Origin of the sequence: Rhodocytophaga rosea (assembly GCF_010119975.1) — a bacterium.
GTDB classification, from domain to species: Bacteria; Bacteroidota; Bacteroidia; order Cytophagales; family 172606-1; genus Rhodocytophaga; species Rhodocytophaga rosea.
The window spans coordinates 289,011-314,844 of the sequence record NZ_CP048222.1 but is presented as its reverse complement, the minus strand read 5'-3'; the positions used below and the strand labels follow the sequence as shown (position 1 = coordinate 314,844).

The window sequence follows — 25,834 nt, the reverse complement described above, 5'->3', positions numbered from 1 at the left end:
CTTGCCAATAACCAACAACGAACAACGATTTAGAACTATAACATGTCCTGGACCAATTACCACAGCCATTGCCATTATTGTGATGGAAAATATGCACCGGAAGAATACGTAAAAAGCTCTTTAGAAAAAGGGTTGGTGGCCTACGGATTTTCTTCTCATGCGCCTGTGCCTTTCGATTGTGTCTGGACAATGAAACCGGAATCTGCCCATGCCTATGTAGCCGAGATCCGGGAATTGCAGCAAGCTTATCAGCGGGATATAGAATTATATTGTGGGCTGGAAGTAGATTATATTCCTGGCGTTACCGGACCTAAAAGTTTGCCAGTTTTAGACCTTGGCCTGGATTATACCATTGGCTCCGTGCATTTTGTGGATGCATTTCCGGATGGAAAGCGATGGGAAATAGACGGTTCTCACCAGGTGTTTCTGGATGGCTTGCAACAAATATTCAGAGGAGATATCCGGCAGGCCGTAAGCCGCTACTTTGAACTTACCAGGCAAATGATTGAGCAGGAATGCCCGGATGTGATCGGGCATATAGATAAAATCAAAATTCAGGATGAAGAAGGGGCTTTATTCTCCCAGCAAGCCGGCTGGTATCGGCAGGAACTGGAGCAAACCCTACGATTGATTGCTGATGTAGGTGCTATTATAGAAGTGAATACCAGAGGCATTTACAAGAAAAAAACCAGCCAGACCTATCCTGGAAAATGGGCACTGGAAAAAATGAAAGCATTAGGTATTCCCATAACTATCAATTCCGATGCTCATCATCCGGAAGAAATCATTTTACAGTTTGAAGATACGGCGGTACTCCTGGCATCTGTTGGTTATAAACAGGTAAGTGTACTTCTGAATGGCAAATGGCAGCAGGTGAATTTTGATCAGACCGGACTGTTACACACAGTCACCTCCTGATTTTATAGCGCATTTAGTTTCCTGACTATCTTACCTGCTTTAAAGCCGCTTACCTGCAGGTGTTTTATCCAACTCAAGAATAGCGAGCAACTCGGGAAGTTTTTCTATTAAATGGGTGTGAGGTTCACTTTGGAGCGCTTCTCTGGTAAAGGCACCTGTGGTTACGCCAATTACATATGTACATCCGGCGGCATTCCCTTCCTGTAAGTCAGAAGCCGTATCACCTACTTTGGCGACTTCGGCTACATTTTCTACGCCGGTTAATTTCATGGCCCGAAAAATCATATCCGGATACGGACGGCCCTTTTCCACTTCATCACTGGTAATGCTGGCATCTATCAATCCCTTTTCCTGCCAGCCTACCCGGTTGAGTACAGCGTTGGCAATGCTTCTGTCGAAGCCGGTATCAATGGCAATTTTAACATGATTTTTCCGCAACGTCTCAAATGTTTCCTGTACACCTTCTTTCTCCTGCACATCCGGACTTGTTTCATAGAAGGAAATCATCTCTTTTAAAAAGTTGCTATGAATGTGTGTGATATAGGATTCGTCTTTGTAGGTTTCATCGGTTAGTTTTTGCCGCAATAATTCCCGGATGGCTACTGGCTTTGGATACCCCATTACCTGGTTAGCATCATCTCTGCTAACCCGGATTCCTTCAATTTCGAAAGCTTTTTGCAGAGCAGTATGCACATTATCCTTGTCCTGGATGGTAGTGCCTGCCATATCGAAAACAACTAATTTAATAGCCATAGTAAGAGAAATATGAGTGTGTATAAGAGTAAAGGTGATAATAAATTTTTAATAAACTATATCCATACATCCGGATTCCCTGGACTGAATAGCTTAATTTTTGTTTACTATTTGTAAACATTTGCCTGGGCGAAGATTGTGAATTTTTATAACTTGTATAACAATCTGAGGTTAATTAACTATTAAATTTTCGTAAAACAGAAAACGCCGTCCGCCTATACCTTTTCGCAAATCAATTGAACAATATTCTCAAAGCCAGGTTGATTCAAATAGATTTCCTGTGTATTTTAAAGAATTACCTTCTATTTTTACGTATAAAATCAAAATATTCACTCTTTGAGAAGAAATTAGTAAGCGAGGAAATAGAGTGAAGAATAAATAAGTTTTATTATCAGCATTTGTTTTGTGAGAAAAATCGATTGGAACTATGTCAGACCACTCTGAAGAATCAAGTAATGAACTACCTCCTTTTTTGAACACCTGGAAGAAAATCTACCTGGCTGTTCTGGCTAATCTGCTTTTGCTGATACTCTTATTTTACTGGTTTACCCAATACTTTCAATAGGGATTGACTTTTGCAGCGTCAGTAACTTATTTCAGGTTTTGCTTCTGCAGATACTTTTTTCTATCCGTTTATCAAAAAAAAATAAATCTTTCCCTGTTTTTTCTCATATTTCCGTTTGTGTTTATGCGTTATCTATCTTTCTGTTGAGGAGCAGTAGAATTGTATTCTATATTACTCTGCTTCTGATAGGCATACAGAATAACTTAATTGCCTGATTAGTTTATACTTTAATAGTTTCATGCGAATTTTAGACTGGATTGTTTTAGTTGCCGCCTTACTGTTTATTGTGTTGTATGGTATATGGAAGGGCAGGGGCAACAAAGATATGAAAGGATATTTGCTGGCAAACCGTGCCATGCCCTGGTATACTGTAGGTTTATCTATTATTGCAACCCAGGCCAGTGCGATTACCTTTCTCTCCGCACCAGGACAGGCTTTTTCTGATGGGATGCGTTTTGTACAATTCTACTTCGGTTTGCCTATAGCCATGATAGTCTTATGCATTACGGCGGTACCAATCTACCATAAACTTAATGTATACACCGCATACGAATACCTGGAAAACCGCTTCGACCTGAAGACAAGAGTGCTGGCTGCCTTTCTGTTCCTGATTCAAAGGGGTATTTCTACCGGCCTGTCCATTTATGCCCCTTCCATTATTCTTTCTTCTCTATTAGGCTGGAATACAAACTTAACCAGTATCATCATTGGCGTGATGGTATTGATGTATACCGTTTTTGGAGGATCAAAAGCGGTGAGTCATACACAACTGGGCCAGATGGCGATTATTCTGAGTGGCATGGTAACGGCTTTTTTTATGATCCTGTATTTGCTGCCAGATGATATTTCATTTATGGAAGCCGTAAAAGTAGCCGGAAAAACCGGCCGCCTGAATGCCATTGATCTCGAATTTAACCCGGATAGCCAATACAATATATGGTCTGGGATTATTGGCGGATTTTTTCTGGCCATGTCTTACTTTGGCACCGACCAGTCGCAGGTAGGCCGGTATTTATCTGGGAGTTCTATTGCACAAAGCCGGCTTGGCCTTTTATTTAATGGCATAATAAAAGTACCCATGCAATTTTGTATTTTGTTTGTGGGCATTATGGTATTTGTGTTCTACCAGTTTGTGATGCCTCCGGTATTTTTTAATACAGTTGAAACTGATAAACTCCGCAATAGTGCCTATGCTGCTGAATTTGCAGTATTAGAAAAAAAGCATGAGACCATATTCCAGACCAGGCAGGCAGAGATAAGACAACTGGTAGGTGCCTTACGCTCCGGCGATGAAACCAGTATTGCTTCCGCTGAACAGCAACTGGAACGATCTCTGGCCCTGGATACAGCCGTAAGGGGAGAGACGGTCCGGCTCATTAAAAAGAACGACAAGCTGGCCGATGTAAATGATACGAATTATGTGTTTCTCAATTTCGTAACTACCTATTTACCGGCTGGCGTGGTCGGATTGCTGATTGCAGTGGTTTTTTCTGCCTCTATGTCTTCTTCTGCCTCTGCGTTTAACTCCCTTACTTCCACCACCATTGTAGATGTATACAAACGCATTATCCGGAAAGATGCCAGTGAAGAACACTATTTCCATATGTCGAGATGGATCACCATTGGCTGGGGCGTATTTTGTGTAGTAGTAGCTTTGTATGCAGGACGGGTGGGAAATCTGCTGGAAGCAGTAAACCGACTGGGTTCCCTGTTTTACGGAGCCATCCTGGGTATTTTTGTTTGTGCCTTCTATTTTAAGAAAATTAGAGGAGCTGCAACTTTTTATGCAGCCATTATTACTGAAGTTGTTGTATTTGCATTGTTTTATTTTTCCAGCATTGCCTTCCTCTGGTACAATGTGATCGGCTGTTTACTGGTGATCCTCATTGCCTGGATATTCAATTTGTTTTTGCAGCCAGATCCTGAAAAAGTGCCTGTGGTAAGTGCCAAAAAAGGGTAGAAAACGGTTTTGTAGCCTCGAAAAATCAGTATTTTTACGTACACTTATGTATTGTTTTTTTCTGTAAACCTATGAGTTCACGAATTGAAGAATTATACCTGGAAGGCGAAAACGCCATTAAAAACGGGAATATGATCGAAGCAAAGCAGCATTATGAAGCTATTCTGCTGGATGATCCACAATGTTATTATGCACATAATTCGCTGGGATGGATATACAAAAGCCAGTTTGATGATTATAAAAAAGCAGAAAATCATTATAAAGCCGCCATTAAATTTGGTCCGGATTATCCTTATAGTTATTACAACCTCATTTATTTGCTTACCGAACTGGAGCGCTTCGAAGACGCTCAACAATTGATGAACAAATGCCTGCACATTCCCGTCATCGATAAATCTATTATTTACAACCGGCTGGGTGTGCTGGAGGAATTTAAAGGCAACTTCGAAACCGCTATTGGGCACTACAAGAAATCCATCAAATTGTGCCTGAATGATGAAAAAATTGATGATCTGAAAAAGAGCATCATCCGGTGCGACTATAAGCTGACTTTATAGTATATTACACTACCATTCTCCTGAAGTAAAGTAGATGCTTCAATAGACTAGTAACAGAAAATTATGAAGACTTTTAATTTCGGTTATCTGCTGCGTTTCATTGCTGCTTTTACGCTTATTATTGTCTTATCATCTTTTATTATAATCAGTCCTCTCAGGGACCCCAGTTACAGAAATATTGATCTATCGACCAGGATACTTACTGCTCAACTTGGCTTTTATCAATCAGTAAAAGATTCTATGGTGGGAGGAATGGGTACAATTCGAACAACACAATACAATACAAAGTATTTCACCAGTTGCTTAATACGGCTACAACAGAAGAGTTGTATGCATTAACCAATCACAAAAATGAAGTGATAAAAGGGTATGCGTTGTTGGGACTCATTCAAAGAAAAGCGCCACTATATGATGTGCTCCTACAAAATATACAAGACAGTTCAGTGCTTATTGAAGAAACCTGGGGATGCATTGGAGGAGGTGTGAATGTAAATTCAGTTTCCAGTTTTTTTGTTTACAACACTATTTATATTCTTAATGAAAGAGAGCGCGCGAAAATCGATAGTATTCTCTTATTTGCGGATTTTGACTCAAAAAATGACTTTTATTATAAGTTTATTTACACCGATTCGTTAAAGCAGAATAATACATATTATAAAAGGTTAAAACAGCTCTACACTAAAAAGCAATATTTTTTCCTGCTTCATCATATAGCCCAATACCAGAATCCGAATGACAAGCAACTTATTCTGGATGCGTTACAGAATGACCAAGAGTATGGATATTTTCAGCTTAACTGCATCAATGATGGACTTCATGCAATAAAGCAATTTCCTGACTCAACCTTTCTTCCTACCCTTGAATCTTTGCAAAAGCAAGCTTTAACTACGGATTCACACAATATTTGGCTTACTACTTTATATCTAGCCATTCTGGCTTATGATCCTGCAGTTGCTAAGCCTTTTTTAAAAGCTGCCATTGAAACTGAACATTCAATAAATGATATCAATGACAGAGAACATACAAAAGTTATCTATTCCCTTATCCGAAACATCAATAATGCAGAGTATGATGAGGTAATGAACATAATCAAAACTATTCCTGGTTATGAAGTATATGATCAATTGATTATCTATTAGAAAATAGAAAAATGCTCAATTTTTAATCTTAGTCACTTTATAGTAAGGTTTATATTTTTCTACTATAAGATTATTCTCTTCCCTACAACCCCCAATTCATCTGACACGTAAGCGGATAATACCAGGCTGAACAACAATATGCGATCCAGCCAGTGTTGAAATTACTTGTTTTACCCACACAGCTAAAACGATGAAGATGATATATCCTCCAGGCCCAGGCCAAAATCCTGAATTTCCGCCCATTCATGAGCCTTCGCCGGTGCAACCGGTGCCTGAGCCATATATTCCGCCAGTTGAACCTGCTGAAACACCACCTTTAAAAGAGCCGATCACACCACAGGTGCCTAATCCTTATGTTCCTCCGGTAACAGAACCTGGTACGCCTACACAGCCTTAAATCATCAGCGTATGAGAACATTGTTGTTATTAAGAATTTCTATTCTGTTGCTGATATTGCCATGTCTGATATTGCTGATATCTGTCTGTAAACCTCCTGTGTTACAATCGGTAAAAAAGACTTTGCCAGTAATGAATGTTCAATACATTAATCCCTCACACGAACTGAATAGTTTATTTGCCAGACTTCAACGAGCGAAAGACGAAGTAGAAGTAAAAGCCATACAATCGCAGATCTGGCAAATCTGGATGAGCAGTGGTACAGCAGATATTGATGCCCTGATGGAGAAAGGCAATCAATCGATGACCCAAGGCAATTATGAGGAAGCTATCCATATATTTTCAAAAATCACCCGAAAACTACCTGAGTTTGCAGAAGGATGGAATAAACGGGCTACTGCTTATTACCTGAAAGGTGAATATAGTGCCTCTTTACAGGATATTGAACGAACGCTATCTCTGGAGAACCGCCATTTTGGAGCTATATCCGGGCTTGCTTCCGTGTACCTGGCAATGGGAGAATACAGAGCCGCTCTAAAAGCGTTGGAAAAAGTATTAGAAATTTGTCCTAATCAACCTGGGTTACAGGAGCAGGTACGAGAATTGTACTTACGGCTTGGCATGAGCAAAGCATAAAAAAAAGGCGTTCGCAGAACGCCTTTTTACAAAGTATATAAAAGAGGTTTAGAATCTTTTTAGTACCATTTCAGAAATGGTTTTCCCGATAGACAGGGAAGAAGTAGCGGCTGGAGAAGGGGCATTACATACATTGATGATATACTTATCTTCCAGAATCATAAAATCATCCAGCAAACCACCAGTTCTGTCACAGGCTTGTGCCCGTACGCCGGCACCTCCGGGTACCAGGTCATTCTCCTGTATTTCAGGAATTAACTTTTGAAGGGCTTTTGTAAAGGCAGCTTTTGAGAATGACCGGTAATATTCTCCCAGACCGGTTTTCCAGTATTTCATCATTACCTTTCGGAATCCTGGCCAGGCCAGGGCAGCACTTACTTCTTCCAGGTTAAAATCTGTTTTTTTATAACCTTCCTTTTTAAAAGCAAATACCGCATTCGGACCGGCTTCTACGCCACCTTTCATCATTCTGGTAAAATGTACGCCCAGAAATGGGAAATTCGGGTCTGGCACGGGATAGATCAGGTTTTTCACCAGGTACTGTTTTTCCTTTTTAATCTCATAATACTCACCCCGGAAGGGAATAATGCGGATGTCCATTTTATTGCGGTTCATGGCCGCGATCTGGTCTGAATACAAACCGGCACAATTTACAACCAGTTTGGTATTATAAGTAGCGTTTTCTGTAACTACTTCAGAATGCCCGTTGATGTTTTTTATATTGACTGCCTTTTCTCCCAGAAATAATTCGCCGCCTTTCTTTTTAAATACTTCAGCATATTTCTCTGATACCTTTTTATAATCAATAATGCCAGTGTAGGGTACCCAGATGCCACTGATTCCGTTTACATGTGGCTCATAGGCTTTTACCTCTTCCTGGTTTATCTTCTTTATCTGGGTCAGACCATTTTCAATTCCTCTTTTGTAGATATTTTCCAGCGCCGGAAGTTCTTCTTTGCTGGTGGCAACGATTACTTTGCCACATAGATCATAGGGAACATTTTCTTTCTGGCAAAACTCTAGCAGATGATTGTAACCGCTGATACAGTTGGTTGCTTTTAAGCTGCCGGGTTTATAATAAATGCCGGAATGGATAACGCCGCTATTATTACCAGTCTGGTGTTTAGCTACCTGATTTTCTTTTTCAAGCACAGCAATTTTGAGCTCTGGTTTATTCTCTTTGAGCCGCAGAGCGGTGGCCAGGCCAACAATACCGCCACCAATAATAGTAATATCGTAGTTCACAGGATATATGGGTAAATAGTGTGTAATATTTTTCCTATTTATAAATCACGTTTGAGGCTCTAAAGGTAACTCCATACACTCAAAGTACAAAATTATCAATAGGATGTGAGAATTAAAGTGTGTAATAATAAAATATGATTGAATACCATTTTGATTACTATTCTTACCATTCGTGTGCCCAGGATGGATTGACCATCCGACTGTTGCGATTGAGCTTGAAAATAGCCTGCATTTCTTCTTCTTTTAAAGTAAAATCGAAAATATCAAAGTTATTCTTGCGATGGGTATTACTTCCGGCTTTTGGAATGGCTGCAACAAAAGGTTGATGTAGTAACCAGCGGAGCGTAACCTGGATCGGCGATTTACCATACTTTTTACCAATTTCCTGCAAAACAGGGTCGTGCATTACTTCTCCATGCGCTACAGGTGCGTATGCCGTGAGTAGAATACCCTGTTGTTGACATAAATCAAGCAAAGGCTTTTGTGAAAGATATGGATGATATTCTACCTGGTTGCAGAAAATAGCAGTGAATTGTAAGGCCTTTTGCAGCAATGTAGTCGAAAAATTGCTTACGCCTATATGTCTTATCTTTCCTTCTTGCTGTAATTCCAGCATAGCTCCAATAGATTCTTCTAATGGAACATCCGGATTAGGCCAGTGAATAAGCAGTAAATCAAGATAGCCAATATTTAATTTTCGAAGACTATCTTCAGCTGATGATCTCAGTTTCTCTTTGCTTAAATGAGTATGCCATACTTTGCTGGTCACAAATAATTCGTTCCTGGCTATGCCAGACAGCTGAATTCCATTCCCAACGTATTCCTCATTGCCATACATGGCTGCTGTGTCAATATGCCGGTAGCCTATATCAATGGCTTCTTGTACGGCTTCCTCGCAGGGTAAACCATTGAGTTTCCAGGTACCAAATCCCAGGGCAGGTACCTTTGTTCCTTGTATGGATTGAAAGATCATGGGTGTCAGATATATAGCTAATCGTAGAAAATAAATTCCTGAAACTTAGAGAAAATGTTTTATTCTTACACCCTTTTTTCCTACATTTAGATTTATAAAGGTTACTATTCGCTGCTTGCAAAAAAAATTAGTTTAGTAAAGCGGTTACCTTTTCTACAAACCACAATAGAGAGCAGAATGGGGTTCTGGTACTTTCTTACAATTGTACGGGGCAAAGATTTGAGGCGATAACGTTCATTTCACGAGAATCAGGATATAGAGTTAAGCTAAAACGCATTCAGATAATATTTGAATAATACAAAACATATTCGTACTTATTCCCGTACATACACTTACAAACCACCTGAAATCATACACTGTAATAAATTGGCAGAAAATTTGCGACTATACTTTTACAATATAAATCTTTATGGATAAGACTACACACAGAAACTGTACTATCAGTAAGATTGACCGGTCTATTACTGAATCTCATAATCTGGATCAGCTTGCCAGCACTGAGCAGTTTTTATTCCTTTATTACAAATATTTTCCTTTTGACGCCCAATATTTCAAGCAGGAATGGATGCTGGATAATAAGCTCAGAAACAGGAAACGTGAAATGGTATTGGTGGATGATCTAGAGCCTGATACTATCTCTTTTCAGGCGGAAAAAATGAGTTTACGCCGGTTAAATGCCTATGTAAAAACGCTCACTACACATGAATTTCAGAATATATGGATTAAACTGCAATCCCAGTTACATGGCGTAGATGCAGTTGATATCAGTATGTATCCGGATTTATGTGAAAAAATTGCTTGCCTGAAATCACCTTATAAGTATTCAACTGATGCTGAATTGCAAGTAGCGTAAATGAGGTTAAAACAAACCATTTTTATATAAAAGCACTTCAGTTGAAGTGCTTTTTTGTTGTCTCAATAATTAGCTGTTAACAGTATCGTTTTTCTTTTTAATCTTCTTTCTTTGCTGAATAGCGGCTTTCTCTTCTTTCCTGAGTCTCTTTTTTAGTTTGCGCACTTCTTTTTTGGAAATTTGCAGTTCTTTTGCAATATCGCTCACAGAATACCCCTGATCAAACAGATTTTCAGCCTGAACTTGTGTAGTAACAACAAGCGGCAATGCATTCTCTGCATTATTGGTGGATGTTGAACTGCCCATAGAGGAACCCTGTATAGATTCATTCTGTTTTCTGAAAGCAACCGCTTGTTCCAGGGTTTGATAGAAAGAGATTGAATCTGATTCTTGCTCAATTATAGTTTCGACTGAAGCGGGAGGAGTGAAGGTAAATGCAGTTGCCTGCTTGTTTTTAAGAGTACCTGGAAATAGGATCAGTATTACTGAGACACTCACAAAAAGCCCCAGCTTGTTTTTATAGATAACCCTATTTCCCAATCCCATAATCCTGTGTAATATTTATGCCAATATTTAATTTTTCATAGTAAATACACCTTCACTCATCAGAGGTAACAAATTCTGTTAGTTACAATTTAGGTACTATAGTGGCAGTCCTTATATTAAACGAAAATGGCTGGGTAGGTGGTTGATAAATTACAGTAAATTTTATCTAGATTATTGTGGTTTGTGTAAAACCCTTTATTTGTAAAATTCTAAATATCTGGTAAGTATATAAAGCAGGAGAAGGGTACGAAGTGTCCAGGCGAAGGTACGCAGCCAGTTGGTGGTTACGAGTTGTTTTATAAGTGATTCATTGTATCCCAACAAAACAAGCTGGTTATGAATGGGCACAGATATAAAAAAAGTTACCAGCCAGATGATCACAATACAAACAAAAACGCAGTAATGCGTAAAGGTAGATTTTCCGGGGTAAGTTGCCGTGAGTAATCCGATACTGAGCAGAAGTTCTACAAGCATGGGCACACTCACTACCTGTGTAGTAGTATGCATATGCTGCATTTGAAAATCTTTAAAAGCTGTCGCAGGTATTTTCAGAAATAGGGGATAATGCACAATCTGTACAAACCAGATTAGTCCGGTAAGCACCGCAGAAACAACAAGATTCAACACCAACAAAAGCATAAGGATCGTAAAATAAAGTTTGTATTATTTTTTTGTGAAGATGCCTGGAAAGCAAAGGATATAAATTAATTTCGCACGCATCTTATTGTCCACATCAACATGAAACTGACGCGTATTGTTATTGGATTACTTGTATTATCCGTTCACTTTGCCTTTTCCCAACAGACCAATTCCCCAGCTGCTCAACCTAAGTTAGTAATAGGTATCGTAGTAGACCAGATGCGGTATGACTATATCTATCGCTTCTGGGATAAGTACAGTAAAAATGGATTCAGAAGGCTGGTGAATGAAGGCTATTTTTGCCGGAACACTAATTATAACTATTTGCCTACTTATACTGCTCCAGGGCATGCTTCAGTTTTTACCGGCACTACCCCGGCGGTGCACGGAATCATTGGTAATAACTGGCATGTACAGGCAAATGGTGCCAGTATGTATTGTACAGATGATAAAACGGTTCAAACCGTAGGAAGTACTTCTGTTGCTGGTCAAATGTCGCCTGCCAATATGCTTACCACCACAATTACTGATGAATTGAGGCTGAGTAGTAATTTTTCTTCAAAGGTGATTGGGATTTCGCTCAAAGACCGGGGATCTATTCTTCCGGCTGGACATCTGGCCAATGCTGCTTATTGGTTCGATAGTCAGAATGGCGCGTTTATTACGTCTACCTACTATATGCAAACCCTTCCGGATTGGGTAGAAGCATTCAACAAAAAAGGAGTGGCTGCCAGCTACCTGAGCAAACCCTGGACACCCTTGTTAGCTATAAATCAATACACCGAAAGCCTTTCCGATGATTCTCCCTATGAAGGCAAGTATTCAGGCGAACAAAATCCGGTTTTCCCGCATAACCTGCCGGAAATTTTTAAGACTGAAGGATTTGAACTGATCCGCAGCACCCCATTTGGTAATTCAATTGTGAAAGATTTTGCACTCCAAGCCATACAAGCTGAGAAGCTGGGAAAAGGAAAGGCTACTGATTTTCTGGCGGTGAGCTTCTCTTCTACAGATTATATCGGCCATAAATATGGCATACGGGCCATTGAACTGGAAGATACCTATCTGCGGTTAGACCAGGAAATTGCACAACTACTAACGTTTCTGGATACCTATCTGGGCAAAAATAAAGTGCTTGTTTTTCTTACTGCAGATCATGCCGCAGCTGATGTACCAGCTTTCCTTTCAGATAGAAAAGTACCTGCCGGAATTTTTGATCATTCACAGCTTTCTGGTTTGAGAAAATTTCTGTTTCAGCAGTATGGAGATTCTTTAGTGACCAGGTTTATTAACCAGCAGATCTATCTGAACCAGAAGGTGATTCATACTAAAAATCTGAACCTGAAGGAAGTAGAGCAAAAAGTAGCAGACTATGCCCTTGCAATGACTGGGGTTGCAAGTACGCTTCCGTCTTATGCCCTCCGGACCGGTGAATTTAGTTATGGAGTAAACCGGCTGATCCAGATGGGCTACCACGCACAGCGTTCAGGTGATGTGATAGTTACCCTGCTGCCAGCCTGGATGGAAATTGGTAAAACCGGTACAACGCATGGTTCTCCTTATAGCTATGATACGCATGTGCCCTTGCTTTGGTATGGATGGCAGATAAAACCAGGCAGTACCTTTGAGCCTGTTAACATCACAGATATTGCGCCTACATTAGCTGCTTTTCTCAATACTTCTTTTCCAAATGGATGTACCGGTCAACCTATTAAAACGTTGGTAGAAAAGTAAAATATCAATTTTCTGTGTCTGAAATATAACTTCCGGATGATATATTACTTCTGAATTTTTGTGTTATTTCTCTGACTGGTAAGAAAAAAATATTGTTTCCGGACAATTATTATATTCCCAGTAAAAATTATATATTTGATAGTCCTGCTCTCTGATACTGGCTGTTTTCCAAGGTCTTAAGGTTTTTATTTCTCGTTTCTGTTAAGGGAAGAAGTGTTTATTATTATTTATGATATACTTATACGTTCTGCGTTTAAAAGTATTTGTTTTTCTTTGTTTGCTAAGCAGTAAAGCAATAGCTCAATCACCATCCAACTGTCCGGCATCTCCGTATCCGGTAACTATACAGCAACCTGATCGCTCGGCCTTAACCATTATAGGGAAAGGCAATATGCTCCATTCCTGGACAGAAACCCTGGATGGCTATACAGTTGTACTTAACAAGGGTAAGTATGAATATGCGAGAAAGAGCAATGGGCAACTTTTACCTTCCGGAATTCCTGCCAAAGATGCAGCCGATAGAACCGCTGCGGAAAAAGTTTTTCTGCGCAATTTAACCAAATCTATACGGCCCGGTGTTGTGGCTACAGATGCAGCAGTTTTTACACAAGGCATAACAGGTTCTTCTACGATGATCACTGAAAGTGCCATTACATCAGGTACCGTGAAGGCATTGCTTATTTTAATCAAATATCCTGATCTGCCCAATACCTATACAACCAGCCAGTTTAATAATTTAATGAACCAGGTAAATTATAGAGGAACTGGAAGCTTCAAAGATTTTTATGTTACCAGTTCGGCAGGAAAACTGAATGTTTCTACGGATGTATTTGGGTGGTACACAGCTGCCAATAATTACGCCTATTATGGCCGCCAGAATGGCTGGACAGTTTCTACAACCCTGGTTAGAGAAGCAGTAAATGCAGCACAGGCGGCTGGTGTAGATTTTTCAAAATATGATAATGATAAAGATGGGAAAGTGGATGGAGTTATTGTTGCCCATGCAGGGCCGGGAGCAGAAGAAGGAAGCCAGTCGCAATACATATGGTCGCACCGCTGGTTATTGTCTATAGGCGCCAATCAGGTGATGTATGATGGGGTATTGATAGACGAATATATGATTACACCAGAGCGCCGTATGTATACGAACGATATGGTGGGACGAGGAATTTTTTGCCATGAATTTGGCCATAATCTGGGCTTACCAGATTTGTATGACACAGATGGAGGTTCTGAAGGGGCAGGAGAATGGTCATTGATGGCCAGTGCCAACTGGCTGGGAAATGAACATACCCCGGGAAATATGTGTGCCTGGAGCAGAAGCGCATTAGGCTGGACTACACCTCAAGTGCTTTCAGGCAAGGGAGCCTATTCCTTACAGGCTGCCAGTAACACGAACCAGGTGTACAGAATTAATACACCTCTTTCCAATGAATATTTTCTATTGGAGAACCGTCAAAAAACTGGCCTGGATATTTCGCTCAAAGGAAGCGGGCTGGCCATCTGGCACATCAATACCACAAAAACTTCAATGTATCCCAGTGCTAATTATGTAAATGCGGAGGAAGAACTAAAAGGAGTTGATCTGGAGGAAGCTGATGGCCTGAATCAACTTGACAATCAGAATAACCGGGGAGATGCAGGAGATCTGTATCCTGGCAGCGCAGGCAAAACTGTATTTAATGAAAGTACCCAGCCTGGTTCTTTAACCTATACTAATGCTAAAACAGGGATTAATATACGTCATATCACAGTAGATGGAGAAGGAAAAGTCTGGTTTACGCTGGGAACGGTAAGTCCATTTATTTCTGGCTTTTCTCCAGCCTCTGGTGTAGCAGGAGCAATTGTGAAAATCACTGGCGCTGGTCTTTCCGGTACCACTGCGGTAAGTTTTAATGCCGTAAATGCTTCTTTTTCTAAGATCAATGATTACACCATTCAGGCGACTGTTCCGGCTGGTGCTTCCACCGGTTTGATCCGCCTGACTTTGCCCTCCGGAATTATTGCAAGCCAAACAAATTTTATTATCGAGACTCTAACTGCCGAAAAGCCATGGGATAAAGCATTTGGCGGTAATTATGGAGATAATTTAGCAGCGATGGTTCCTACTTCAGATGGTGGATTTTTACTGGGCGGGTATAGTTTATCCGGGAAGAATGGGGATAAGACGGAAATTAGCCAGGGAAGTACCGATTTCTGGATCATTAAAACAGATGGGGCAGGCAATAAACAGTGGGATAAACGCTTTGGTGGTTCGGGCGCTGAGTATTTGAATGCAGTAATACAAACTTCAGATGGTGGATTTTTGCTGGGTGGCAATTCAAATTCAGGAATAGGCGGCGACAAAACAGAAGCTGGAAGAGGAGGAACTGATTTCTGGATTGTAAAGATTACGAGTACAGGCATCAAACAATGGGATAAGCGTTTCGGAGGTTTAGGAAGCGAAGATTTACGGACAGTGATTCAAACGGCAGATGGCTACTTTCTGGCTGGCTACAGCAATTCCGGCATAGATGGAGATAAATCACAGAACTCGCAGGGAGGACAAGATTACTGGGTAGTTAAACTGAGTCTGAATGGCGTAAAAATGTGGGACAAAACGTTTGGCGGTAGTGGCGATGATTTTCTGGAAGGAGCCGTTAGCTTAGCTGATGGTAGTTTCGTACTGGCCGGGCGTTCTGCTTCTGGCATCAGTGGCGACCGTACGGAAAACAGCCGGGGAGGCAGAGATTACTGGCTGTTAAAAATTAATTCGAGTGGCAGTAAAATATGGAACAAACGGTATGGAGGCAGTGGCAACGATGAACTGTATGCCATCGGTAAAACAGCAACCGGCAATCTATATATTGGCGGCTTTACAACGTCAGGTATCGGAGGAGATAAGACACAGGCAAGCCGGGGAGGTACTGATTTCTGGATGCTTTTATTGAATGAATCAGGTGTAAAACTCTGGGATAAACGCTTTGGTGGCACTGAAAATGAAGAACTCCGGACCATTATACAAACCTCAGACGGAGGTTTCCTGATGGGTGGAAAATCAGCTTCCAACATCAGTGGAGATAAGACGGAAATCAGCCGGGGAAGTACTGATTTCTGGATGTTAAAGACCGATGGGGCAGGCAATAAACAGTGGGATAAGCGTTTCGGAGGTTTAGCCGCAGATGAACTGAGAAGCCTGTTACAAACCAAGCAGGGTTCATTCGTCATGGGTGGCCGATCAGATTCTGGCATCAGCGGCGATAAAACACAGGCAAGCCGAGGAAGTACCGACTACTGGCTGGTAAAACTGCCTGCTGCTCCCATTATCAAGGTTAATACCTCTACAGCCAGACTAGCTGTCAATACTGATCCTACAAGTGATGTATTACTGGAAGTATATCCCAATCCCTTTCAGGTTCATGCACAAATCCGTTTTTCTTCTGCCGTACACTCGCCAGCCAGCCTAAAGGTGTATGATATGCAAAGCAAACAGGTGGCTGACCTAACCCAAACTACTGCTGATGCCGAACAGATATATGTAGTACAATGGCAGCCCTCAGGTTTAAAGCCAGGAATATATGTGATTCAACTGGCCACTTCACAAGGCGTTTTATATAAAAAAATTGTATTTACTCCATAGATAAATCACATCCAGCCCATTCTTTTCCGCAAGGAAGTAATATGTGCCACATGATGTTTGCCGTGCCAGGCATACGAACCTATAGCCCATTCCAGGGAAACTATACCAAGTTCCGGGTGCCGGTAATTACGTTTAATCTCTTTTGCAGACAGGGATTGGAGCAATAATACCCAGCGGTGATGCAGGGCTTCTAATAGGGTGAGCGAAGTTTCAATAGGTGTAACCTGCACATCATATGTTTCAGCCCATAATTTTTCATTATATGGTTTAATGGTTGGCTCTTCTTCTGTAAGTGTAAACTTGAAACGCACATACGCATTTATATGGCTGTCTGGTACATGGTGTACAACCTGTCTTACTGTCCAGCCACCAGGTCGGTACGGCGTATCTAGCTGAGCAGGAGATAAACCGGCAACCACCTTTTTTAAATGAAGAGGGGCAAGGGCAATATCTGCAATATAGGATTGAATGTGCTCCGGCGTTATAACATTAGGCGCCTGATATTTCCTGATGGGATAACTCAAATTGTTATTTTCTGTGGGTTGCATATGTAGAATGAGTGATTGAGTAAAATTACAGAGATTACAGTCTTACCGAAGGTCAGAATGAAAGCTGAATAAATAAAAGTAATTCAGTAATTCAGTAATTCAGTAATTCAGTAATTATTTCTTATACCCTTCTCTGGCATATACTATTTTCATGTGGGAAGCTATTGCCTGTGAGCCTGCATCGTTGCGTTTTTCAAGCTCCTCAATAATATTTCTGTAATTTTTCTCATCCCGGTTCTGGCTCAGTTTAAAATTAGATTCTACACGTTCCACCTTAATTTCAAGTGCAACCAGGGCTCTCATTTCAGCGTGCAGGAAAGATTCAGGCATAGTGGTAATATTATAAGCTGACACATGTTCCTTTTCAAAAGATTCGATCTGCGATTTCAAAATCGCGTATACTTCCTCACTATCTTCAATAATCCGGGGCTTTCCATACGCATGTACTGCTATATAATTCATCGTTGGGACATTGATATGATCATACCATCGTGGTGAAATATAGGCATTAGGTCCCTGAAAAATGACAAGTAGTTCTGTATTAGCAGAGAGTTGTTTCCATTGTTTGTTTGCCTTTGCCAGATGAGCTCTTAATACTAATTGATCTGGAGTATCACTGGTAATTTCGAATGGAATGTGTGTGGCAACCAGGTGTCCGGCTGTTGCGGTCACCAGAATGCCAAAGTTGTTTTCTTTCAGAAAGGGAAGAATACTGTCAAAATTTGTTTCAAGGTTGAATTTATTAATATACATACGTTTGATCTGAAGTTTTAAAATTAATAAACTGAAGATTATTTAGTAGTCAAGCTACAATTGATTGTAAGCAATTAGAGCTTATCTGAGTTTTGCCGGAGGGTAATTATCAGCTCTATTGTTAGAAATCTATGTCTGACCGGCTGGTTTTGTATCTGAAAATTTGGTTTGCATGAATGCCTGCTAATCTGGTTTGAAAAGATAGTTAAAATACTGCAGCCAGTAAAAGTAAAACTTTGATTCCGGTAAATATTGCATGTGTATGCAATTAAACTATGGATGAAGGGTAAATCAAGATCAGCATGATTTTGATATTGCCTGTTTGTACAATTTTCTTAGATTTGGATTTTACAAACTAAATAAAAGATACATTGAAAAAGGCTCTGATCATTATTGGAATTATAATAGTTGTGCTGGCGGCGGCTTATTATGGCATGCGTATGTATACCAAATCATCCAGTCCGGAAGCGACTGCTGTGTATGATAAAGGCGGATTAAAAATACAAGTTGAATATTGCCGGCCTTCCAAAAAAGGAAGAGTGGTTTTCGGACAACTGGAACCCTATGGAAAAGTATGGCGTACCGGAGCCAATGAAGCGACCGAAATCACATTTACTCAGCCTGTGAGTTTTGGGGATAAGCCGGTAGCAGCAGGGACCTACACTTTGTTTACCATTCCGCAGCCAGACCAGTGGACAGTTATTCTCAATAGTGAATTAGACCAGTGGGGCGCTTTCAATTATAATGAAGCTAAAGATGTAGCAAGGATACAAGTTCCTGCTTCGCAAACGCCGCAAGTAACAGAGATGTTTACCATCGATTTTGTAGATGCCAATAACCGGGTAGATATGCTGCTTGCCTGGGACCAGACGAAAGTAGCAATTCCTATTGGTGTTGGGAAGTGATTGAATATATGGTTGAGATGAATTCTTTTTATTTTACTGCCACTCATCAACATGTAAACCTCGGGTAAATTCTTGCCGTACAAGGAATCAAACAGCTATAGTATGCAAAAGCCACAGTTGCCTCCCAGTGAAACCCGTTATGACGACCTTGTTGGCGTTGTTTCCATTAATTTGAAAGAAGGAGAAAACCTTAACCTGATTGCCTCCAGAATTGCCATTTACGATCCGGAACGGTTTGAAGCGGTTGCCTTACGAGTGTATATTCAGCAGCAGCCTATTGTTACGCTGTATGCATTGGATAAACAAATGCAAGACCGGACGGGTGAAGATGGCAAGTTGCTGGTACACAAATTTAAAATGGAAATGAGCTTTGAAGAGTTGTTTTCTATGTTCCGCAACTTCAATTTCACGGTTACTACCGGCCAGTATAACATTGAGCAGATGGAAGTAATTAACCTGTCACATTAGAATTACATTTCATTACTTACTCATTCAGACCTTCAGTAAGTCTATGAGTCTGTAATTTAAGGTGCAAGCCTTTGTTTGTGCCAGCTTCCATCCGGTTGTTTTACATAGTTGATACGGTCATGAAGGCGGCTCTGGCGGCCTTGCCAGAATTCTATAGCGTCCGGAAGTACGCAATACCCTCCCCAATGCGGTGGCCGGGGTATCTCAGGCATGGCCTTAAATTTTTCTTCCAGTGACGTAAGATTTTCTTCTAAAATGGCACGAGTTGGAATCACCTGGCTTTGTGGAGAAGCCCATGCGCCCAGCTGGCTACCTTTGGGACGGCTGTGGTAATATTCATCAGACTGGGCAGCTGAAGTAAGAGTTACTTTGCCCTCAATGCGAACCTGGCGTTCAAGTTCGGGCCAGAAAAAAGTAAGGCTTACCCATGTATTCTGAGCCATCTCTTTTCCTTTGCGGCTTTCGTAATTCGTGTAAAATACAAATCCCTGTGTCTCCATCCCTTTTAATAACACAATGCGGCCTGATGGACGGCCATTGGCAGAAACGGTACATAAGTGCATGGCATTTGGCTCAGGTACTTTCGACTGTAATGCCTCATCGAACCACTGGCGGAATTGAGAGAAGGGATCAGCAGCGGTTTTATCAAAATCAAGTTCTTGCCGGGTATATTCATTCCGGATATCAGCAAGCGAACTGGTAGAATTCATAGTTTATTAGGTTTGGCAGTAAATTTAAATCAATTATTCAAAAACTATGTGTAGCCTAACAATTTCAGCCATTTCCGAGTAGATAATGTATGTTTTGTTGCGGAAAGTGTATATTATTTATTAATTTTGTAATATTCATATTTTTGTAGGATTGTAAAAGGGAAAATGATGAATACCGAAGAAAGAGAACATACGGAACAGGACGCATTGGGCAAACAGCTGACGGATACCCTGGAAGCAGAACACGAACTGGCCGAAGATATTACCGATTATACCCACCACCCCAAAGAAGACCTGGTTCGGCTGGCAGAAAATCTGATTAAGGAAACTGATTATAAAAAAGCTGATGCGATTCTGAAACAGATCAAACCGGTATTTGATGAGCTGAGGGAAAAAGAAAAGCAGGAAGCCCTTGATAAATTTATAGCCGAAGGCGGAGAAGCAGATGGATTTGAATATAAAACAGATACTCTCTCCCAGCGGTTCGATCAGGCTGTGAAGCAATACCGGGACAAAAAAGCCCGCCAGCAACATGAGTCCGAAAAGGAGAAAGAAAAGAATTTACAGACAAAAACAGCCTTGCTGGAAAAGTTAAGGCAACTTACCGATGCCGAAGAAACTACAGCCAGCATTGCTGCATTAAAGCAGATCCAGGACGAATGGAAAACCATTGGTGCAGTTCCCGCTGCCCATTCTAAAAATCTGTGGGCCAATTACAATGCCCTCATAGAGCTCTTTTACAGCAACCGCAGTATTTATTTTGAGTTAAAAGAACTTGATAGAAAGAAAAATCTTTCATTAAAGCAGGAAATTTGCGATAAAGCCGAAAAACTGGCACAGGCCGAACCTTCTTCCCAGGTAATTAAAGAACTTAATGATCTTCATGAAGAGTATAAACACGTAGGCCCGGTCCCTAAAGAAGAACAGGAAGCTTTATGGCAGCGCTTTAAGGCGGCTTCTGATGTAGTATATGATAAGCGGCGGGCCCAACTCGATACCTTGCGTAAGGAGATGGATACCAACCTGCAAAGTAAAATTGCCCTTTGCGAAAAAGCGGAACAGTACACTTCTTTTGATTCCAGTAAAATCAACGATTGGAACGATAAAACAAAAGAGCTTCTGGATTTGCAGAAACAATGGGAAGCGATCGGTATCGTTCCCAGAGAAAAAGCCAGAGATGTAAATAAACGTTTCTGGGCAGCATTTAAAACTTTCTTCCACCACAAAAATGAGTTTTTTAAGAAGCTGGAAGCCTATCGTGACCAGAATCTTCACAAGAAAGCAGAGCTTTGCCAGCAGGTAGAAGCCTTGCTTGCCAGTGAGGAAGTAGACTTAGAAACTGCTGCCGAACAGGTAAAAAAACTGCAACAGAACTGGAAAGACATTGGGCCAGTTCCGGAAAAACAGCGTAATCAGATTTTTGACCGCTTCAAAGCATCCTGCGATGCGTTCTTTGACAAGCGCCGGGGTAAACGCAACAATACGGAAAAGGAGTTTGAAGTAAATTATGAAAAGAAGCAACAGATCTGTGCCGCTATAGAAAAGATGGCAGAAGAGCAACAAACAGATATGCCAGCTTTTGAATCCTTACGTAACGAATGGCAGAATACTGGTTTTGTTCCTAAAAAACACATGCATACCATTCAAAAACGGTACTCCGATGCCATTAGCCGTTATTTGCAGCAAAGTAAGCAGCTGACAGATAAGGAGAAAGACAAAATTCAGATTGCCATAGAAGTAGATGCCTCCCGGAATAATCCCAAAGCTGCCAAAGATCTGCAAAAGAAGGAGGGATTTATGCGTAAACGTATGAGCCAGCTGGAGAGTGATATTGCCATTTGGAAAAATAATATGGAGTTTTTTGGACATTCGAAAAATGCTGATAAGTTCAGGCAGGAATTTACAGAAAAGATCCAGGCGGCTGAACAGGAATACTTATCGCTAAAAAGGCAGATACAGATGATTTATGAAAATCAGTAACCAGGCTTAAAAAATAAGTATTTTTTTGCTGCTGGATTTGGAAAAACAAAAGCAGGCTGTAATTTTGCACACGCTTTCATTAACTAAGCACGCCTCCATAGCTCAGCTGGTAGAGCAACTGACTTGTAATCAGTAGGTCGTTGGTTCGATTCCGACTGGGGGCTCTCCAAAAACCGCTAAATTTTCAAAATTTAGCGGTTTTTTGTTTTTAGGCCTTCATCTAGCCAATTCTCCCACGTTGTTTTTTATAGCGAAAAGGCATATTTTTAGCCACTTGATCTAAACTTTTCAGACCTATTTCAGACCCATTCAAACCAGCTTATGAGTGTATCCGCTAAATTATACTGTAAAAAAAATAAACGTAAATTGGATGGTACAGCACCTGTTTATATTATTTTGAGAATAAACAATAAGGAAAAATTGATTGCAACCGGTAAGTATGTAAGCCATGATCAATTTGATAATAACTCAGGTAGAGTAGGAAGAGGAGAAGCAAATTCAATGAAGCTGAATTCCTACTTTGGCGCAAAGCTGGCGCTGATAGAAAAAATAATATTAGATTTTCAGCATGAGGGAAAAGATATTACCCATGATCAAATTATCAATGCGTATGAAAGTGATGGAAAGTTGCTCTTTGTAGATTTTTGCAGGCAGGAATTAGAGGCTTCCAAATCTACAATCGTTTATACGTATTATAAAACCACAAAATATCAGCTGGAGAAGCTCGATAACTTTCGTCCGGGCCTGACTATCCAACAACTCAATTTTGATTTCCTGCAAAAGTATCAGTATTACCTGGTAGAAAAGGGCAATGAGCCCAATACCATGAAAAGTGATTTTGTGATGATCCGCAAGTTCTTAAATATTGCCATCAAGAAAGGACTCACTAAAAACTATCCATTCAAAGATTTTGAAATACCCTCTGAGGAAGCTGTGAAGGAATATTTAACGCTGAAAGAGGTAGAAAGCCTGCATAATCTTTATGACTCCAATACACTCTCTGAGAAACTTCAGAATACGTTGTTTTACTTTTTGATTGCCTGCTATACTGGCCTGCGGTTTTCGGATGTAGGCCGTCTGAATGCCTTGTATCTGAAGCAGGCAGGAAACAGGTATTTTATATCCATGCAAATGAAAAAGACACGTAAAGTAGTAGAAATACCATTAAGCAACCGGGTTGTACGATTGATGCTGAAAAGGGCAGGCGTGGAGCATACACCAGCTTTAGAAGAGGTAGATTTATTAGGTAATAATGGAATTTTTAGCAGAAAACTTAAGCAGAGTAATAGTAGGGTGAATAACGATGTGCGGGAAATTATAGCCTTGCAAAAAATTAATAAGTACATCACTTTCCACTGCTCCAGGCATTCATTTGCCATTAATTCACTTATTCTTGGAATCAGCCTGGAAGTGATTTCAAATATTCTTGGCCATACCCAGCTGAAAACGACACAGATCTATGCTAAAGTGGTAAATGAGTTGAAAGTTAAGCAAATGGAGAAGTGGGATTTTGATTAACTGACCTGAATTAGCAGTATAGGCTGTTTTTCTGTGACAGAGCCAAAAAACATTCTAATCTTGTTATATTGATAGATATAAGGAGAGCCTTTTCATACAAAAAGGCTCTCCTTATATAGTGTTACAGCCATACATAAGAATTGATATTACAATTAATTACTAATTTTCATATAGGCACTCTTAATTATATCTGACATTTTCTTCCGCCTCTCAGCTAAAAAATCCATATAAGTTAAATTTTCCCAGCCTTCAGATAGTGCGTGCCAGTAATACATTTTTTCTTTGTCTTCAGAGGTTAATCGATCCAGATATTTTGGCAAGTATATAGACGGGTGATCATCAGAGATAGATATATTATCGCTCCACTCTACCAAAGCAAAGTTGGCTATTTGATTAGTATCTCTTTGTTCAGTAATGCCCATCTTATGCAATAAAGCTTTTGGAAAAAGATGGTGGCGCTCCAAAGCTGATTTTTTACTGCGTAAACCTTCCTGTAATAAGTCTGATACCTTCAGTTTTGAAAATAAGCCATAGGCATCTAATACATAAAGAGAGGCATAATAAGCATACAGTGATGGGCTTGTGGAAGATGAGGTAGCAAGATCCATTGGAAGGCGTATATCCCAAAAATCCTGAGTAAGCTGTGAGATAATAATTTCTTCTAAAATTGCTTTAAAATCAATAGCGTTTTCAACTCCCCTTAATCGAGCTAAGTCCATTTCCATCACTGTTTCGGGCGAACCAGTGTAACGGCCTGAAATAGATGACATGAAAAACCATCGGGCAATAAGGTTTTTTAGCTCATATAAATCCATTTTGTATTCTTCTCTGCCTAGGAGAAAGAATATATAAGCATATAGAAGATTGTTTTTAGAACTGATATAATCCTGCTTAGCAAATCCTGCAATTTTTACAGCTTTAATAAACTCATGCCAGTTCTGAATATTTAAAGCTTTCGCTTGTGCTTCTTTAAGCCTATCAAATTGTTTTTCCCTTCTTTCTGTACTAAAATCTCCAGTATCAAGATCTTTACCTCTCAGTATGCTGTATACATATTGTAGTCTTGCTCTGCGAAAGGCCAAGCCAACAGAAACCCGAAGCATTTGATCTGGGTTAGGATCTATCAGATAATTGAATGGAGAAGCTGAATCCTTTGATGGGACTCTACAAAGACGGCAAAATTCTTCTAAATCTTTCCTACCATCTTCCCAAAAAACACTCATTAAGGTTAAAATGAAATCTGCTTGATTGAGTGTTTTACCCTGAGAATTGATACGGACGAACACATCAGCAACTTGTTCTTCATCAATGTTAGCTGAAAGTTCTAACGCTGAGAAAGGATAGCCTTCTAGGTTTTTTAAAGCATTGAAAGCCTGCCTGATATGTTTGATTTCTTCTTTTGTTACCTCTTTTGTCTGTTGCAGTTTTTCTATGAAATTATCAGTAATGTCAAAAATATCCGCATCAGCTTTCCAAATTTCAGAAATATTTTGATAGTAGCGTGGGTTTTTACGAATAGCCGCATCAGGTACTTCAAATTTTTCCTCAATAGGATTGAAGGCTATAACGATAGTGGCTTTTTCATAATTTTCCCGAATGATCTGCTGACCTTTAATAACGGCATACAATGATGTAAGTCGTTGTTGGCCATCCACAATCAGCAAATTTGGATGTTTTTGCTTGCTGCCTGTACCTATTCCTTTGGTCCCCTCAACATTGGCATTTGCCCAAAAAAGAAAATAGCCAACGGGATATCCTTTATACATACTATCAAATAGGTCTCTGACTTTGGTATCAGGCCAAACAAAGGGACGTTGAATATCAGGTAAACCAATAATTCCTAAATCAATCTGTTGTATTATGGTAGCTAAGTTGTAATTGACTTCTTTAAATAAAGTTGGCATGTAAATCTTTTGTTAATTCTAATTTTTTCCAGTTGCCCTTGAACTGTTCCTGATTCAAAGCAGATAAAGTTATAATTCCTCTTGTGGAGTACTGTTTCATATTATTTTTAACTTCTGTAGATGTACAGATGTAATAATCTGGAGATTCCATCTTGTCAGCATTTAAGTTGACAAATATGTATAAGCAATCATCCTTAATGCAGGTTTTCATAATAGGCCAACCTACATTTTTCTTTTTATAAATCGATTTTACCTGGATGGCTATCTTCCTGTTATCTTTCTCTGCAAAAAGGTCAACAGCTTTAGCATTACCAATGGTCATCCCAACAGACCAACCTCTTCGATAGAGTTCTGCCGCTACAAAATATTCCCCTGATAGACCTGTATTGTTATTTGATATTTCAGCCATTCAGTGTAATTATAAGCCAAAGAGATTAAATGAAATGCACGTCTTCTTTTAATAGCTTTGATTGTTTTTATTTAATTTTTGTTAGCCTAAAGCTATAAAAATTTAC

At 40.1% G+C, this 25,834-nt stretch carries 24 protein-coding genes and 1 tRNA gene; 15 read left to right on the top strand and 10 right to left on the bottom strand.

Going from position 1 to position 25,834, the window contains the following annotated elements:
• The first annotated feature begins 42 nt into the window (after nt 1-42).
• A complete protein-coding gene (locus tag GXP67_RS01425; RefSeq protein ID WP_162441516.1) occupies nt 43-918 on the top strand; it encodes a histidinol-phosphatase in 876 nt (291 codons plus the stop codon).
• A 39-nt stretch (nt 919-957) separates the two neighbouring features.
• On the opposite strand, the gene GXP67_RS01420 is transcribed toward GXP67_RS01425, so the two are convergent.
• On the bottom strand, nt 958-1,671 hold the full coding sequence (locus tag GXP67_RS01420; RefSeq protein ID WP_162441515.1) for a phosphonatase-like hydrolase: 714 nt from the start codon (nt 1,669-1,671) through the stop codon (nt 958-960).
• 427 nt (nt 1,672-2,098) lie between these two features.
• Here GXP67_RS01420 and GXP67_RS36860 point away from each other — a divergent pair, with 427 nt between their 5' ends.
• From GXP67_RS36860 to GXP67_RS01395, 6 genes are all read left to right on the top strand, one after another.
• Complete coding sequence (locus tag GXP67_RS36860) at nt 2,099-2,236, top strand: hypothetical protein (RefSeq protein WP_197901625.1); 138 nt, start codon at nt 2,099-2,101, stop codon at nt 2,234-2,236.
• A gap of 238 nt (nt 2,237-2,474) precedes the next feature.
• Nucleotides 2,475-4,196: a sodium:solute symporter family protein gene (locus GXP67_RS01415; protein ID WP_162441514.1), complete on the top strand. Its 1,722-nt coding sequence runs from the start codon at nt 2,475-2,477 to the stop codon at nt 4,194-4,196.
• 71 nt (nt 4,197-4,267) lie between these two features.
• On the top strand, nt 4,268-4,753 hold the full coding sequence (locus GXP67_RS01410; protein WP_162441513.1) for a tetratricopeptide repeat protein: 486 nt from the start codon (nt 4,268-4,270) through the stop codon (nt 4,751-4,753).
• Nucleotides 4,754-5,079: 326 nt separating this feature from the next.
• Nucleotides 5,080-5,892, top strand: a complete 813-nt coding sequence (locus GXP67_RS01405; protein WP_162441512.1) for a hypothetical protein — start codon at nt 5,080-5,082, stop codon at nt 5,890-5,892.
• Nucleotides 5,893-6,082: 190 nt separating this feature from the next.
• Entirely contained in the window at nt 6,083-6,289 is a 207-nt protein-coding gene (locus tag GXP67_RS01400) for a hypothetical protein (protein ID WP_162441511.1), read from the top strand.
• Between the two features lie 11 nt (nt 6,290-6,300).
• A complete protein-coding gene (locus GXP67_RS01395) occupies nt 6,301-6,924 on the top strand; it encodes a tetratricopeptide repeat protein (RefSeq protein WP_162441510.1) in 624 nt (207 codons plus the stop codon).
• A 48-nt stretch (nt 6,925-6,972) separates the two neighbouring features.
• On the opposite strand, the gene lhgO is transcribed toward GXP67_RS01395, so the two are convergent.
• Complete coding sequence (gene lhgO, locus GXP67_RS01390) at nt 6,973-8,169, bottom strand: L-2-hydroxyglutarate dehydrogenase (RefSeq protein ID WP_162441509.1); 1,197 nt, start codon at nt 8,167-8,169, stop codon at nt 6,973-6,975.
• Between the two features lie 163 nt (nt 8,170-8,332).
• A complete protein-coding gene (locus GXP67_RS01385; protein ID WP_162441508.1) occupies nt 8,333-9,142 on the bottom strand; it encodes an aldo/keto reductase in 810 nt (269 codons plus the stop codon).
• A 409-nt stretch (nt 9,143-9,551) separates the two neighbouring features.
• Here GXP67_RS01385 and GXP67_RS01380 point away from each other — a divergent pair, with 409 nt between their 5' ends.
• On the top strand, nt 9,552-9,995 hold the full coding sequence (locus GXP67_RS01380) for a hypothetical protein (protein WP_162441507.1): 444 nt from the start codon (nt 9,552-9,554) through the stop codon (nt 9,993-9,995).
• A 69-nt stretch (nt 9,996-10,064) separates the two neighbouring features.
• Here GXP67_RS01380 and GXP67_RS01375 read toward each other — a convergent pair whose 3' ends face one another.
• The gene (locus tag GXP67_RS01375; protein ID WP_162441506.1) at nt 10,065-10,541 is read right to left on the bottom strand and encodes a terminase gpP N-terminus-related DNA-binding protein; all 477 of its coding nucleotides are present in this window, start codon (nt 10,539-10,541) and stop codon (nt 10,065-10,067) included.
• A gap of 195 nt (nt 10,542-10,736) precedes the next feature.
• The gene (locus GXP67_RS01370; protein WP_162441505.1) at nt 10,737-11,180 is read right to left on the bottom strand and encodes a hypothetical protein; all 444 of its coding nucleotides are present in this window, start codon (nt 11,178-11,180) and stop codon (nt 10,737-10,739) included.
• Nucleotides 11,181-11,279: 99 nt separating this feature from the next.
• On the opposite strand from GXP67_RS01370, the gene pafA reads away from it, so the two are divergent.
• Nucleotides 11,280-12,914, top strand: coding sequence for an alkaline phosphatase PafA (pafA, locus tag GXP67_RS01365; RefSeq protein ID WP_162441504.1), 1,635 nt, complete (start codon nt 11,280-11,282; stop codon nt 12,912-12,914).
• Nucleotides 12,915-13,143: 229 nt separating this feature from the next.
• Nucleotides 13,144-16,533 (top strand): M6 family metalloprotease domain-containing protein, encoded by a 3,390-nt coding sequence (locus GXP67_RS01360; protein WP_162441503.1) that lies wholly within the window; start codon nt 13,144-13,146, stop codon nt 16,531-16,533.
• A gap of 5 nt (nt 16,534-16,538) precedes the next feature.
• Here GXP67_RS01360 and GXP67_RS01355 read toward each other — a convergent pair whose 3' ends face one another.
• Both GXP67_RS01355 and GXP67_RS01350 read right to left on the bottom strand, forming a co-directional pair.
• Nucleotides 16,539-17,081, bottom strand: coding sequence for a YfiT family bacillithiol transferase (locus GXP67_RS01355; RefSeq protein ID WP_162441502.1), 543 nt, complete (start codon nt 17,079-17,081; stop codon nt 16,539-16,541).
• Nucleotides 17,082-17,195: 114 nt separating this feature from the next.
• On the bottom strand, nt 17,196-17,834 hold the full coding sequence (locus GXP67_RS01350; RefSeq protein WP_162441501.1) for an FMN-binding negative transcriptional regulator: 639 nt from the start codon (nt 17,832-17,834) through the stop codon (nt 17,196-17,198).
• 371 nt (nt 17,835-18,205) lie between these two features.
• On the opposite strand from GXP67_RS01350, the gene GXP67_RS01345 reads away from it, so the two are divergent.
• A complete protein-coding gene (locus GXP67_RS01345; protein WP_232064858.1) occupies nt 18,206-18,739 on the top strand; it encodes a DUF2911 domain-containing protein in 534 nt (177 codons plus the stop codon).
• A 102-nt stretch (nt 18,740-18,841) separates the two neighbouring features.
• A complete protein-coding gene (locus tag GXP67_RS01340; RefSeq protein ID WP_162441500.1) occupies nt 18,842-19,207 on the top strand; it encodes a hypothetical protein in 366 nt (121 codons plus the stop codon).
• A gap of 56 nt (nt 19,208-19,263) precedes the next feature.
• Here the strand turns inward: GXP67_RS01340 and pdxH are convergent, their stop codons facing one another.
• Entirely contained in the window at nt 19,264-19,917 is a 654-nt protein-coding gene (pdxH, locus tag GXP67_RS01335) for a pyridoxamine 5'-phosphate oxidase (protein WP_162441499.1), read from the bottom strand.
• Nucleotides 19,918-20,082: 165 nt separating this feature from the next.
• Here pdxH and GXP67_RS01330 point away from each other — a divergent pair, with 165 nt between their 5' ends.
• The 3 genes from GXP67_RS01330 to GXP67_RS01320 all read left to right on the top strand — a co-directional run bounded on the left by GXP67_RS01330 (nt 20,083) and on the right by GXP67_RS01320 (nt 23,415).
• Nucleotides 20,083-21,897: a DUF349 domain-containing protein gene (locus GXP67_RS01330; protein WP_162441498.1), complete on the top strand. Its 1,815-nt coding sequence runs from the start codon at nt 20,083-20,085 to the stop codon at nt 21,895-21,897.
• A gap of 91 nt (nt 21,898-21,988) precedes the next feature.
• Nucleotides 21,989-22,061, top strand: a tRNA-Thr gene (locus GXP67_RS01325).
• 157 nt (nt 22,062-22,218) lie between these two features.
• Entirely contained in the window at nt 22,219-23,415 is a 1,197-nt protein-coding gene (locus tag GXP67_RS01320) for a site-specific integrase (protein WP_162441497.1), read from the top strand.
• 152 nt (nt 23,416-23,567) lie between these two features.
• Here the strand turns inward: GXP67_RS01320 and GXP67_RS01315 are convergent, their stop codons facing one another.
• Together GXP67_RS01315 and GXP67_RS01310 are read right to left on the bottom strand one after the other, a co-directional pair.
• Complete coding sequence (locus tag GXP67_RS01315; RefSeq protein ID WP_162441496.1) at nt 23,568-25,319, bottom strand: GmrSD restriction endonuclease domain-containing protein; 1,752 nt, start codon at nt 25,317-25,319, stop codon at nt 23,568-23,570.
• Nucleotides 25,303-25,728 carry an ATP-binding protein gene (locus GXP67_RS01310; protein ID WP_162441495.1) on the bottom strand — a complete coding sequence of 142 codons (426 nt, stop codon included), beginning with the start codon at nt 25,726-25,728 and terminating at the stop codon, nt 25,303-25,305. The genes GXP67_RS01315 and GXP67_RS01310 overlap by 17 nt, the downstream gene beginning before the upstream one ends.
• Nucleotides 25,729-25,834: the final 106 nt, after the last annotated feature.

Bases quoted from the DNA above. Each gene is read 5' to 3' on its own strand.
- GXP67_RS01310 (WP_162441495.1), bottom strand. From the start codon at position 25,728: ATGGCTGAAATATCAAATAACAATACAGGTCTATCAGGGGAATATTTT.
- GXP67_RS01375 (WP_162441506.1), bottom strand. From the start codon at position 10,541: ATGGGATTGGGAAATAGGGTTATCTATAAAAACAAGCTGGGGCTTTTT.
- GXP67_RS01330 (WP_162441498.1), top strand. From the start codon at position 20,083: ATGATGAATACCGAAGAAAGAGAACATACGGAACAGGACGCATTGGGC.
- GXP67_RS01385 (WP_162441508.1), bottom strand. From the start codon at position 9,142: ATGATCTTTCAATCCATACAAGGAACAAAGGTACCTGCCCTGGGATTT.
- GXP67_RS01355 (WP_162441502.1), bottom strand. From the start codon at position 17,081: ATGCAACCCACAGAAAATAACAATTTGAGTTATCCCATCAGGAAATAT.
- GXP67_RS01395 (WP_162441510.1), top strand. From the start codon at position 6,301: ATGAGAACATTGTTGTTATTAAGAATTTCTATTCTGTTGCTGATATTG.
- GXP67_RS01370 (WP_162441505.1), bottom strand. From the start codon at position 11,180: ATGCTTTTGTTGGTGTTGAATCTTGTTGTTTCTGCGGTGCTTACCGGA.
- pafA (WP_162441504.1), top strand. From the start codon at position 11,280: ATGAAACTGACGCGTATTGTTATTGGATTACTTGTATTATCCGTTCAC.
- GXP67_RS01320 (WP_162441497.1), top strand. From the start codon at position 22,219: ATGAGTGTATCCGCTAAATTATACTGTAAAAAAAATAAACGTAAATTG.
- GXP67_RS01425 (WP_162441516.1), top strand. From the start codon at position 43: ATGTCCTGGACCAATTACCACAGCCATTGCCATTATTGTGATGGAAAA.
- GXP67_RS01350 (WP_162441501.1), bottom strand. From the start codon at position 17,834: ATGTATATTAATAAATTCAACCTTGAAACAAATTTTGACAGTATTCTT.
- GXP67_RS36860 (WP_197901625.1), top strand. From the start codon at position 2,099: ATGTCAGACCACTCTGAAGAATCAAGTAATGAACTACCTCCTTTTTTG.
- GXP67_RS01410 (WP_162441513.1), top strand. From the start codon at position 4,268: ATGAGTTCACGAATTGAAGAATTATACCTGGAAGGCGAAAACGCCATT.
- GXP67_RS01400 (WP_162441511.1), top strand. From the start codon at position 6,083: ATGAAGATGATATATCCTCCAGGCCCAGGCCAAAATCCTGAATTTCCG.
- GXP67_RS01380 (WP_162441507.1), top strand. From the start codon at position 9,552: ATGGATAAGACTACACACAGAAACTGTACTATCAGTAAGATTGACCGG.
- GXP67_RS01360 (WP_162441503.1), top strand. From the start codon at position 13,144: ATGATATACTTATACGTTCTGCGTTTAAAAGTATTTGTTTTTCTTTGT.
- pdxH (WP_162441499.1), bottom strand. From the start codon at position 19,917: ATGAATTCTACCAGTTCGCTTGCTGATATCCGGAATGAATATACCCGG.
- GXP67_RS01420 (WP_162441515.1), bottom strand. From the start codon at position 1,671: ATGGCTATTAAATTAGTTGTTTTCGATATGGCAGGCACTACCATCCAG.
- GXP67_RS01315 (WP_162441496.1), bottom strand. From the start codon at position 25,319: ATGCCAACTTTATTTAAAGAAGTCAATTACAACTTAGCTACCATAATA.
- GXP67_RS01340 (WP_162441500.1), top strand. From the start codon at position 18,842: ATGCAAAAGCCACAGTTGCCTCCCAGTGAAACCCGTTATGACGACCTT.
- GXP67_RS01415 (WP_162441514.1), top strand. From the start codon at position 2,475: ATGCGAATTTTAGACTGGATTGTTTTAGTTGCCGCCTTACTGTTTATT.